At 41.1% G+C, this 11,952-nt stretch carries 13 protein-coding genes and 1 tRNA gene; 6 read left to right on the forward strand and 8 right to left on the reverse strand.

Going from position 1 to position 11,952, the window contains the following annotated elements; genetic code table 11:
* On the forward strand, positions 1-240 hold a 240-nt coding region (locus tag C505_RS23255), incomplete at its 5' end, for an integrase core domain-containing protein (protein ID WP_018693076.1).
* Between the two features lie 420 nt (positions 241-660).
* Here C505_RS23255 and C505_RS0120685 read toward each other — a convergent pair.
* The 3 genes from C505_RS0120685 to C505_RS0120695 form a co-directional block, all read right to left on the reverse strand.
* On the reverse strand, positions 661-1,080 hold the full coding sequence (locus tag C505_RS0120685; RefSeq protein ID WP_157369262.1) for a hypothetical protein: 420 nt from the start codon (positions 1,078-1,080) through the stop codon (positions 661-663).
* Positions 1,081-1,156: 76 nt separating this feature from the next.
* On the reverse strand, positions 1,157-2,341 hold the full coding sequence (locus C505_RS0120690) for a mandelate racemase/muconate lactonizing enzyme family protein (RefSeq protein ID WP_018694545.1): 1,185 nt from the start codon (positions 2,339-2,341) through the stop codon (positions 1,157-1,159).
* 14 nt (positions 2,342-2,355) lie between these two features.
* Entirely contained in the window at positions 2,356-3,123 is a 768-nt protein-coding gene (locus tag C505_RS0120695; protein ID WP_026318137.1) for a class II aldolase/adducin family protein, read from the reverse strand.
* Positions 3,124-3,405: 282 nt separating this feature from the next.
* On the opposite strand from C505_RS0120695, the gene C505_RS0120700 reads away from it, so the two are divergent.
* Positions 3,406-3,876 carry a chemotaxis protein CheW gene (locus C505_RS0120700; protein ID WP_018694547.1) on the forward strand — a complete coding sequence of 157 codons (471 nt, stop codon included), beginning with the start codon at positions 3,406-3,408 and terminating at the stop codon, positions 3,874-3,876.
* A gap of 450 nt (positions 3,877-4,326) precedes the next feature.
* On the opposite strand, the gene C505_RS0120705 is transcribed toward C505_RS0120700, so the two are convergent.
* Positions 4,327-4,905: a TetR/AcrR family transcriptional regulator gene (locus C505_RS0120705; RefSeq protein WP_018694548.1), complete on the reverse strand. Its 579-nt coding sequence runs from the start codon at positions 4,903-4,905 to the stop codon at positions 4,327-4,329.
* Positions 4,906-5,034: 129 nt separating this feature from the next.
* On the opposite strand from C505_RS0120705, the gene C505_RS0120710 reads away from it, so the two are divergent.
* Both C505_RS0120710 and C505_RS0120715 read left to right on the forward strand, forming a co-directional pair.
* Positions 5,035-6,081, forward strand: coding sequence for an alkene reductase (locus C505_RS0120710; protein ID WP_018694549.1), 1,047 nt, complete (start codon positions 5,035-5,037; stop codon positions 6,079-6,081).
* Between the two features lie 135 nt (positions 6,082-6,216).
* A complete protein-coding gene (locus tag C505_RS0120715) occupies positions 6,217-8,202 on the forward strand; it encodes a hypothetical protein (protein WP_018694550.1) in 1,986 nt (661 codons plus the stop codon).
* Between the two features lie 44 nt (positions 8,203-8,246).
* On the opposite strand, the gene C505_RS0120720 is transcribed toward C505_RS0120715, so the two are convergent.
* The 3 genes from C505_RS0120720 to C505_RS0120730 form a co-directional block, all read right to left on the reverse strand.
* Positions 8,247-8,678 carry a thiol-disulfide oxidoreductase DCC family protein gene (locus C505_RS0120720; RefSeq protein ID WP_018694551.1) on the reverse strand — a complete coding sequence of 144 codons (432 nt, stop codon included), beginning with the start codon at positions 8,676-8,678 and terminating at the stop codon, positions 8,247-8,249.
* Positions 8,679-9,029: 351 nt separating this feature from the next.
* Positions 9,030-9,120: transfer RNA gene (locus C505_RS0120725), tRNA-Ser, on the reverse strand.
* A 99-nt stretch (positions 9,121-9,219) separates the two neighbouring features.
* Positions 9,220-9,972 (reverse strand): substrate-binding periplasmic protein, encoded by a 753-nt coding sequence (locus C505_RS0120730; protein ID WP_018694552.1) that lies wholly within the window; start codon positions 9,970-9,972, stop codon positions 9,220-9,222.
* A 138-nt stretch (positions 9,973-10,110) separates the two neighbouring features.
* On the opposite strand from C505_RS0120730, the gene C505_RS23260 reads away from it, so the two are divergent.
* Entirely contained in the window at positions 10,111-10,425 is a 315-nt protein-coding gene (locus C505_RS23260; RefSeq protein WP_157369264.1) for a hypothetical protein, read from the forward strand.
* On the opposite strand, the gene C505_RS0120740 is transcribed toward C505_RS23260, so the two are convergent.
* Positions 10,414-11,364: a glutathione S-transferase family protein gene (locus tag C505_RS0120740; RefSeq protein ID WP_157369265.1), complete on the reverse strand. Its 951-nt coding sequence runs from the start codon at positions 11,362-11,364 to the stop codon at positions 10,414-10,416. The two genes, C505_RS23260 and C505_RS0120740, sit on opposite strands and share 12 nt — an antisense overlap.
* A 372-nt stretch (positions 11,365-11,736) precedes the next feature.
* Between C505_RS0120740 and C505_RS0120745 the strand changes: the two genes are divergently transcribed.
* On the forward strand, positions 11,737-11,952 hold a 216-nt coding region (locus tag C505_RS0120745; protein ID WP_018694110.1), incomplete at its 3' end, for a transposase.

Raw genomic sequence — 11,952 nt, forward strand, 5'->3', positions numbered from 1 at the left:
AATTGGACGAAGAAACACAAAATCACATTGATGTACATCCAGCCAGGTAAGCCAACTCAAAATGCTTATGTGGAGCGATTTAATCGAACAGTGCGACATGAATGGCTTGATATGCATGCATTTGAATCAGTGGAAGAAGCCCAACAACAGGCAACTGAATGGTTGTGGAATTACAACAATGAACGGCCCCACTCGGCCATTGGAGGCATTCCTCCAAGACAGTTAATGAACGTAGCTTAGGAATTTCTACGAATAACTGCTGCTAGAAATGGGGGGATTACAAATATACCTTAGGCTTAGAATTTAAAATACCGAATGTTTTTACTTGTGGTTCACTCTAAAAAAACCATATCAATTGATTTGATAAGTAGCGGATATTGGAACAGGTAAATAGTAAAAAACATGTCTGATCAAGACAATAGAGTAGCTTCTTACTTCACGATGGATGGTTATTATACTTTTTTGCCAGATATCTTTAGACTCAAACGAGAACAGCCAGAGTAACCAGTAGTAATAAAGACATAATAAAAGGACCACAATGGCATTGAGGGTCCCAATTTGATCGATGAACGATCGTGAGAATGAAAAGAGATTATTTTTATGGTTTGGCGACGACTTTATATATACATTGCCTTCCATCTTTCAAGAAAGAAATACATTTTAATTTTTTTCTGTTTGCCAAATATCTGGAGAGTGAAAAGCGTACAACCAGAGTAACGTGTAGTAGTAAAATGCAAAAAAGAGCAAACCAGCAATATTAAGTAATGATTCAAACGAATTAAACTGACTACTCGCATAGTGAATTAACCCACTATAAATTTCATACACGTAATTTGTAAAGTCGAGGAATAGAATACAGCGCCAGAAATAAGGGTGAAATGCCTTCACTTTGAAAACAAAAGCATATACACCAGCAATACCCGTATAAAAGATTATGTCTAGAGCAATATCGACGAGGGTTTCTTCACCTGCCAAAATATCAGCGAGATCATCCGATGCATATGATAAAGAAATTGGAATCAGTAAAATTAAATGAAGGAAGCGTATGTAATTTCGCCACTGAATGGCTTTGATGTTCATATGAAAATCGTAAAATAGAATCATGACTACTAAGTGATGATTCTATTTTAACGTGCTTTTAACTAAAAAACATATTTCATTTTAATGAGTTGACCACAACTCTGGGTGAGCGCATCACAATTTCGTCATTTAGTTCAATTCCTAATCCGGGTGTGTCAGGGGCTTGTATCATTCCATTGTTGGGTTGTGGATCCTGAAGACACAATTCTCGGTTCCAAGGCTTAATTGCGTAGGTATGATGTTCGTGGATTAAAAAATTAGGTATCGCAGTTTCTAAATGAAGCGCAGCCATGGTCGCAACTGGGCCGCCACAGACATGTGCTTGGATTTGAACATCATACATATCAGCATAGTCACAGACTTTTTTGGCTTCTGTAAAGCCGCCGCATAAACCGATATCCGGTTGTAATACATCTACGCTCTGATCTTGAAGATAGGGTCGAACACCGTGACGATTATACAAGCGCTCTCCAGCTGCAATGGGAACTTTGACCTTATCGGCAACCTTTTTGTGAAGCTCTGAGTTTAAGTAATTGACTGGCTCTTCAAAATAAAAACAACGAAATTCTTCAGCGATTTCTCCAAGTTGAACAGCAGTTGAAACACCGGGAAGGCTGTGGCATTCAAAAATAATATCGTTATCTGGACCAATCGCTTCACGAATTGCACGCATACGTTCTCGGAATAGGCGCATATCTGTATTCGAGAAGAGCTTGGTCCGTTGGAAGTGAGTCTCACCTTGGGCATCGTACATAATTGGATCGACTTTGACGCAATCATAACCTTCTGCCATCGCTTTCTCGGCAGCTTTACCGTAGTCATCTGGGTTGGTCAGTCGGCTAAACTCGATATCCCAATCAAATTGAAGCTGGCTAGCATAAGCTCGAAGTTGATCATTCACTTTACCGCCAAGAAGTTGATAAACAGGGACACCTAGAACTTTTCCTTTGATATCCCATAGTGCGGTATCAATTGCACTCATGGCTGCATATATGACTGGGCCACCACCCAACCCCCAGAAGGATTCTCGCAGCATGCGGTTCCAGAGATTTTCAGTTTGAAAAGGATCAAAACCAATCAGCATATTTTCTGCAATTTCTTGGATCATATGAGCCGCAGCGCTATGCCCCAGATCATATGCCAGACCTGCTTCGCCGACACCAGTCGCGCCTTCATCAGTATGGATCCGGACGAAAACAGGGTTCCAAACTGGTCTTTGAGGGCACTCTATATCAAAAATTTCTACGTGGGTAATTTTCATGAGGTATTTGATTCCTATTGCTCAAAGTCAGGTGCGATTTGCTTGGCTTTCCGGTACATCGCTGGCCACGCGATTTGTCCACCTGTTGAACCAAGGTTTACAACAGAAGCTTGCTGACAGATATTTTGTACAATTTCATCCGGAATTGGTGTAATCGTCTGTCCTGTACTTTGGATCATCAGCTGGATCTCACAAGCGCGCATTAAATCGTACATATGCATAAACGCATCACCAATGGACGGACCCAACGTCAGCCCGCCATGATTTCTCAGTAACATAAAGTAACTTTCACCCAAGTCTTCTTGTAGGCGTTTTTTTTCATCAGACTCCACGGCGAGACCTTCATAGTCGTGGTAACTCAATGAGGGGAGTATAAACATCGCATATTGACTAATCGGCAGGAGTCCATCCTGCAAAGATGCAACGGCAACGGTTGCATTTGTGTGCAAATGCATGACGCAGGCTGCATCGTGGCGTACTTCATGGATTGCGCTATGAATAGTGAATCCTGCTGGATTAATTGGAAAAGGAGAGTTGCCAATGACTTCACCTTTTAAGTTCACACGAACGAGATTCGAAGCGGTTACTTCGTCGAAGCGGAGTCCATATGGATTGACAAGATAAGTTTCTGTATCTGGGACTCTGGCGGATATGTGGGTATAGATCAGGTCATCCCAACCAAAGTGAGCGACCAGACGGTAACAAGCAGCAAGATCCAAGCGAACTTGCCACTCCTCTGCGGAGACTTTTTTTTTCAAATCGAGTTTAGGAATTTCTGACATCGTCTGCCCCTGTTGATGGATCATCACACAAAGCTGAGTTTGATTATTCCTGATATTCAACGCGACAGCAAGTAACAACTTGATTTTGGGTGTATAACTGGGTGTCCACAATGCTGAAGCGTGTACAAAGATTTGAGAATGAATGAATAAAGTGTATTTTTGTGTTCACTTCTATTTATGACTAAGATTCATGGAGGACCTTAATGATTTGCGTGAATGTGATTCAATAAGTGTCTGCCAAAAGGCGTGACCAGCTCACTTCACTTTAAGTAAGGAACCATCATGTCGCCAAAAACATCCCAAGGCCAGTCGAATGACCAATCTCCAGAACAGTGGCTTACGTTTACCATGGAGCAAGAAACTTATGGAATTGAAGTTCTAAGGGTAAAAGAAGCACTACGCTATATGGAGATATTTCCTGTTCCTGGTTCGCCTCCACACGTGATTGGGATCATCAGTATTCGTGGTGAAGTGATCATCGTGAATAACATGTGGTTACTATTGGGACTGAGAGAAGGTGAAACAACCGATCAGTCTCGGATTATTTTGTTGGAGGTATCTGGCAAAACAGAAGGGATTTTGGTCGATAGTGTGACTGGAATTGTTGAAGTTGATCCCTTCAAAATTGAAGCACCTGCCGGTCAAGGGGAGGATCATCCACACGTCAAAGGCACATTCCACCATGAAGGAAGCTTATTAATACTCCTGGAGATGGATAAGCTACTTATTGATGATGACTCGGCTGATGATTAATCTCATGAAGCAAGTTTTCTACTTCAAGGTGCCATTGGGAGTGCTTTAAGCCGTTTTGACGGATTTTTAATAAATACGCAAAACTGAGTAAAATATAACAGGTAGAAATCATCACAAAGCTAGAGCATATTGCTTGAGGTGGACTATTGATGAAAACACCAGGATTGAACCAACTGAAAATAAACCTATAGAGCAAAAGCCAGCGAAACATTTTTGTATACTCTGAGCGGAGTCGCCAATAATAATAAAGACCGAAAATAAAGATGAAAGGCCCAATGGATTGAAGAAAGAAAACAACAAGGATCCCGGTTTTAATGGATATACCATTGATACAATAAACAATAAGGTCGCAGTGAGATAAACGAAGTTTGCGAGTGGCGTAATTCTATCCAGAATAAAACGAATCGTTTGTGCGATGAAATTCACAGCAAGGTCTCCATCTGCAATTCGCTAGTTCTGAATACTTTGAATCATTGCTTTGGCGAGTTGTTGTAATACACCTGGTTCTGGCTTGGTATAGGAATAAGTTCTGATCCCGTAAATTCCCATGACGAGAAATTGAGATAGTTCCTGCGCAGTTTTTTCTTTTGATATTTCCTGATTAACTTGTGCTTTTTCAAATAACTGGGTAAAACCGTCCTGCCATTGGTTTAACATCTGGCTGATCACTGCCTCAACTTCTTCATCCTGACGGGACAATTCACTAAGTGATTTTTGCAATAAGCAATCTTGGATTTCTTCTTGAACACACTCTTCAACGACATGAGCGAGATAAGCTGCAACACCATCCATCACTGTCGCATGCTGCTCAAAAAGTGCATGGAACTCAGCGTTTTTTTCATCTCGATAGTGTTCCAATGCAGCTAATAACAACCCTCGCTTACTTTGAAACGCGCAATAAATCGATCCTGGATGTAATCCAGTCGCTTTTTTTAGATCCTGCATGCTTGTTTTGTTGTATCCATTGGCAATAAAAGCATCCATGGCAGAACGTAACACTTGATCGCGGTCAAACTCGGCACTACGCATCGCAACTCTCTCTTGATGAAAACGCAGCTCATTTTACGCTGCTTTATTCAATAGTTCAAAAAAGTTCTTGAACGATCATTCAAATTGAATTAACTTGAATGAACATTCAAGAATAAATCATAAGGTCAAATGACGATGGAAAACTTACTTCAACCCTTTACCCTCAACGACAAAATAACATTAAAGAACAAAGTGCTTATGGCACCATTAACCCGTTGTATGGCTGACGATGATTTAGTTCCGACACAAAGTATGGCTGACTATTATGCACGTCGAGCAGAAACGGGACTGATTATTACAGAAGCCACGATTATTCGGCCTGATGGTCAAGGCTATCCGAATACACCAGGGATTTTTAATGAAAAGCAAATCAAAGGGTGGAAGGTCGTGACAGATGCTGTACATCAACGTGGTGGAAAGATATTTTTACAACTCTGGCACACAGGGCGTGTTGCACATCCTTATTTCTTTGATGGTGATTTTGTACTTGGTGCTTCAGCTATTGGTATTGAGGGAACAGTTCCACGAGTGCGGGAATTAAAATATACCGTCCCAAAAGCGGCATCATTACAAGAAATCGAACAACTGATCCAAGATTATCGTCAGGCTGCCGCGAATGCGAGGATTGCGGGCTTTGATGGTGTGGAAATTCATGGAGCAAACGGGTATTTGCTCGATCAGTTTTTGCATTACAGCAGTAATGTTCGTGAAGACGAGTACGGTCAGACGCCAGAAAATATGACCAGGTTCCCACTTGCTGTCGTTGATGCTGTTTCCCATGAAATTGGTGCTGAGCGCTGTGGATTACGCTTGTCACCAGGTGCTTACTTTAATATGGAGAAGGACCCTCGGGATAGACAAGTGTTTGATTATCTATTGTCTGAGTTGGATAAACGAACGCTTGCTTATTTGCATGTAGGGATTTTTGATGATGCGATGACTTTCGATTATCTAGGAGGCTCTGTTTCTGCTTATATGAGAGAACATTCTCGTCAAACGCTCGTTGGCGTCGGGGGTTATTCGGCTGAGTCTGGCAGTACCGCAATCGCGAATCAACAATTTGATTTATTAGCGATTGGACGTCCCTTGATTGCCAACCCTGATTATGTGGAGCGAGTTCGGACAGGGCAATCACTAGTAGAATATTCAGATGTGATGCTGGCAACGCTTGTTTAATCCCTCAAAAATAAGTAAAAGGTAGTGGATAAATTTCTTCTACCTTTCAATTACAGTGAATAACCGATTCTTCAGTGACAACTTTCTGTTTTTTTAATTAAAATAGGGATTTATAATTCATAACTGTGATTTTGTATGTTTGACATTCCAATAGAAACAACACCGGACGTTGCCCATTCCTTTATTCACAAATTACTCAGCGTGCTCGAAGAACCGGCCTCATTTCTTGAGTACAAACAGGAAATGAATGATATCGAGTTATTTAATGAAGGGAATGTGTGTTCTTCAACATTCTTTGAATGGGCAGTTGTCGTCAGCCAGCAGTCAGATATGTTGGACATGTTTGAACGCATTTGTTGGGCGATTGCTCTTCGTTCTCAAGAGTGTCAAGAGGAGTTACTGATTGATTGTGAAACTCGATTATTTGAGCCTTTTGCCGCAGCATTGCTTCATCATCAACGTCTTTGTGATGATTTACTGGTGGCTTTAATCACAGTTTCAGACATGGATCATGATGTGACTATTGGGGATATTATTCATGAAGCAGCGTTATTTTGGGCGAATATAGAAAACGATAAAGCACTTGGGCGATTGATTGCCGTATCAATCGGCCGTGGATTTGGTCAGTGTTACCCGATTGACCCGCAGTCAATCGAAGGGTTCTCCTCTAAAATAAAACACCCAGAAGTGGAAAGCTGGATCTTAAAAGGATTGAATGAGGAATTATCTCATGATTTAGATGAAGATTTTGACGAGATCCTCTCATCAAGTGAGATTGACTCTTTTGCTCAAATATGGTCAGTACTTGAGTTTGGTTTAGATGCAGATGAGTCTTTTTTCTGGGCAGACCCAGAAGATCAAATACCACTGCTAACCGATGATTTTTGGCAACTGGTTGAAAATAAAAAAGTCCTAATCCGTTCTTCAATTGCAGAAAACTGGGAATTATTAGAGGCAGCAAGACCAGTCATATCTTGGGAAAAATACGGGCAACCACAACATGCATTGAGTGCACTCAATTGTCCTCCAGATTTGTGTCTAGAGCAAAAGGAAGTGAGCTTGTGCCAGTTTGTGACATATCAAGGTAAAGAATACTTTGTTACTTTGACAGCAAGAAAAATATTTATTTACGATACAGATAATTTTTCTTTGCTACAAACGGTGAGCTGGAGTACCCATTTTCATTATTTATATAATGGTTTGCAGTTATTTGCTCTCAATGATTCCTCTCAGTCAAGGGACTACCAACTTTTACTCATAGGTACAGATGAACCACCAATATTGGTTCGTATGTTTACAGGGCAAACATTACTCATCACAGCGCAAGCACCGCATTTGACCGTTGTCTCTGAATGCCGTCGCTATTTGGGACTATATATCAACGGTGAAATGGTTGAATATGATGATGATGACGATAGCTACTATGATTATCGCCCGATAAAGAACATCTATGGTGGTACGATAGAGGTTATGGATCTACAAACTCGCCAGCGTACTGGATATGTCAAGGTTGCGCGGGATTGGTCTGTGCAAAGCCTGTCACTGTCTAGTGAAGAAAATGCAGTGGTGGTACTGGGTTATCAATGTGACTTGGAAACGAAAGTGATCAAGCAAACGAGCCTCATGAAAATTCACCAAAGCACAGGCAAGGTACTGTCTTGGTGTACAGAGGAAGATTTGAGCGCGTGTGAATATCGTCGCCTCAAAAGAGTGGAACAAGTATATCTTGACTCGATAGAAAAGCAGATTTACTGCGTATCAGATGAGGACTTTTTTTGCTTTTCTTTAACTGATCTTCAATTACGCTGGCAAACAGAAAGAACAGTAAAACGTTATTCTTTTTGGGATTTAGAGTACAAGCCTGAGTCGCTTTGTATTTGCTCGCTAAATAGAGAAATACTAATGCTGACTAATGAAAGTGATGGCTCACTTGTTCGATTCAAACCCAATGGAAAAAGGATAAATTATCAATTCCCACTAATAGAAGCAGACCGCAGTTCGATGCATTGCAATGCATATATGTGTGTTTCATACGATGGCAAACAGGTTGCGATGACACTCAATGATTTCGATGACAATGAGGATTGTGTTCGTGTTTATGACCTCACGGCAGGAAATTAAGAACTTGCTTTATACTCTGTTGATTGCTGAATGCTCAACAAACCTTAAATGATAAATCGAGATTTTTCTTCTTTAGTTGGGATAAGGCATTGAGAACGCTTGCCAGCGATACGATATCGATTTTTTGCAATTAAGTTGTAAGCCGGATCACGGATGAAACGGGGGATAACTTGAAATAGACGAAAAAGTTGCCAGGTTTTTGGAAGCATTTTCAAGACCTCAAAAAATGCATCAGATCGCAGGTAAGTTGTTCCCTGCTGAAAGTAGACAAATGTATCCAGGTGCTCAGGGTCCTGACCGATAGACGTAAGTAACTTTCGGCCTGACTCTGATTGAGCAGGGCAGAAATAAAGAAGGCCAGAAGTGTCTTTTTGAATTAAAAATCGGACGAGGCCAGAACAGAGATGACATAGCCCATCAAAAACAATGAGATGTTCAAACTGCTCAAGTATTTGTGTTGTCCCACTCTGAGTCATTCATATCTCCCGTCGAATTGTGTTCTAAACACTTTCTGTTTAACGAGTACTCCCCGTGATAGGCATGGAAAACGTCGTTATGTCAAAATGATACATATTATCAACCAAGACTTCGACAAGTTTGAGTCATGACGACTCAGTTTTTTTCATTGGCAGCTTTCAAGTTGACCGGGCATATTGGTCGTTCTATTCATCGTAATTTCTGAATATAAGAGTCATTTCAGCAATCACAAATTAGTAAGCCAGAGTGATGGTAATAGAGAGAAGTTTGAAGGGAAAAGAGGACTGATTAAACTGATAAATAAAAAGCCCCGAGCTATTGTTGTGTCATCAGCTCGGGGCTTGAATTAGTGGCGGAGAGATAGGGATTTGAACCCTAGATACGCTATTAACGTATGCCGGTTTTCAAGACCGGTGCTTTCAACCGCTCAGCCATCTCTCCGCATGTGCGGCGTATATTAAGGGCAGCGATCTCCGTTGTAAAGTAAAATATCGAAAAAAAGTTTCAACTGGCTAATATCAAAACAAAATGTGCAAATTATCACTGATAGTAGCCTTCTTCGAGACGTTTCAGTATCTTTGCCATCTGCCCAGACTCCTGGATAGCCTTTAATCCTTCATTAAATTCTTTGAGAATCAGATCTGAGTTTTTCCATTTTTTGGAAATGATCAGTCGAAACTGTTCTGTTCGAAGGTATTTTGGGTGCATTTTGATGAGCTTGCTATGCTTGCCCGGGAGCACATTAATGAGTGCTTTGCCGACATAATCATTGACCAGCATGGCATCAATTCGTTTCGAGAGCAGTTTTTTCACGTTTTGATTATCAAGGGAGACTGACTCTACCTTTAAACTTCCATATTTCACTGCATCATCAAATGCTTGGCCATAGCTATAGCTGGCGACAACGCCTATCAATTGCTTTTTTAATGAGTTGATATCATGCCATTCGAAGCTGCCTTCCACGTGATAGAAAAAAGCATCAGAAAGTTCGATAACTGGTTCAGAAAAATGTAGGTAAGAAGTTCTATCTTGTTTAAAGGTCCAAATGACAGAAGCTGCTCGCCGGCCATGCTGAACATCTTTAAATGATCGCGACCAGGGAAGAAACTCATATTGAACGGTATAACTTTGTGTTTTAAATGCTTCTGCAACAATTTGCGAAGCTGCACCGTGGTGAGGGAGTTCTTCCCCTAAAAATGGTGGCCACTCGCCATTGGTAATGATGATTTCCTGCTCTGCCCGAAGGAAGTTGGCAAATAAAAATAAGCATATAGAAAATAACCGACTCACCATAGGTTGCTTTTGCCGTGGTTGGATTGTGTAAATTATAGATGACTACGATTTATGCTAGATGAAGGAACTATGATGAAATAAATTTATCCAACAGAGCGCATATAAAGAACGATAACTTTTGAGTTGATTGGTGAATAGATGAAGATACTAGAAATATTATTGATGTTTGGCATGCTTAGTCAGACAGCAATAGCAGCCTCTTGTCCGAAAACACAAAAAAGAGAAGTGACCTCAACACAGTGGGTGATCAAATTGGAGTGCCGAACAATGCCTGATCATTGTTATGCTGCATCGAGCGGCAGTTATGGTGATTTGAATGCGGCAAAACGCTTTGAAACACAATCGGCTGCACAAGCATTTACGCAAACCAAAAACTTTACAATACGCCAATCCATTCAGCGAATAGAGCAAATCACAGAAACCATCGTTGTATGTGGGCAATTAAACCACTAGGTCTGGTCCAATCGGCACAATACCATTCGGGTTAAGAGACTGCATCGAGTAATAGCCTTGTTTGATATGAGTGAGATTGACTGTTTCTTGGATCTCGGGGATTGCATAAAGTCGTTTGAGATACTCGCTGAGTTTTGGCATCTGTACTATCAGGTTTCGATTACATTTAAACAAACCATAATAGGCAGCATCGAAGCGGATCAGGGTGACAAATAAACGAATGTCGGTTTCAGTCATGCTGGCACCATGAATAAAGGGACGGCCATCATGCAAGCGTGATTCAATTTTATCCAATGTATCAAAAACGTGATGATAAGCTTCCTCATAAGCAAACTGGGTGGTGGCAAATCCTGCTCGATAGACGCCGTTATTGAGATTTTGGTATATGTCTTGATTCCATTGCTCAATCTCATCTGACAATGCATCAGGATAGAGATTAATCTTATTATCAATTACATGATCAAAGGCTTGGTTGAGCATTCGAATAATATCCGCAGACTCGTTGTTCACCATCGTCTGGTTCTTTTTATCCCAGAGTACAGGCACGGTAGCACGCCCGGTAAAGTCAGAAGCGGCCATGGTATACACTTCATGCAGATATTGCTTTTGATGGAGATGGTCATGCGTCGCACCTTGAAAATCCCCAAATCGCCATCCTTGTTCCGTCAAAAATGGTTCGACAACTGAGAGCGAAATCCAGGATTCAAGTTTTTTGAGTTTGCGAACAATCAAAGTGCGAGATGCCCAGGGACAAATGAGAGCAACATAAAGATGATAACGACCTGCCTCCGCTTGATAGCCACCATTGCCTGTTGGACCAGGTGAACCATCAGGCGTGATCCAATGCCGAAAACTCGAAGTTTGCCGAACAAACCGCCCTTGATCATCTTTCGCTTGTACCGGATCCCACTTATCAACCCACTGACCATTGACTAACATCACGACCACCATACCACTACGTTTTATCAAGTATGGTCGGTTTTTTGGAGTTTAGCGTTTGAATTTGATGTTGTGATTTACCGCTTCTTTGTTTTTGTAATACTTTTCTTTGGTCACCACATGTTATCTGCCCTGATTGACAACTATATGGGTGGTATATTGGGCAAAAATAAGATCAAATCACCGCCAACCTTCTCTTGTTATTGATTTCTTCTGAGATTAAAGTTTGAAAAATAGAAAAGCAAAAACATGCTTGATAAACAAAATTAAAGACTCATGTCACGAGGTCGCCAGATGGCAGTGTAATCCCCCCGAAAAATCGTAGCGGTTTTAAGTAGAGAATTCCGGTACTCTATAACAAAGGAGTTTTCTATGCGTAAATCTAAATTCAGCGATGCTCAGATCATCGCGATCCTCAAACAAAACGAAAATGGTGTTTCTGTTCCTGAGCTTTGTCGGGAGCATGGTATGAGTTCAGCTCTTTTTTATAAATGGCGAGCCAAATACGGCGGGATGGATGCGTCGCTCATGAAGCGGTTAAAAGAATTGGAAGAAGAAAATAAACGGCTCAAGAAAATGTACGCGGAA

Origin of the sequence: Algicola sagamiensis DSM 14643, assembly GCF_000374485.1 — a bacterium.
Taxonomy (GTDB): Bacteria; Pseudomonadota; Gammaproteobacteria; order Enterobacterales; family Alteromonadaceae; genus Algicola; species Algicola sagamiensis.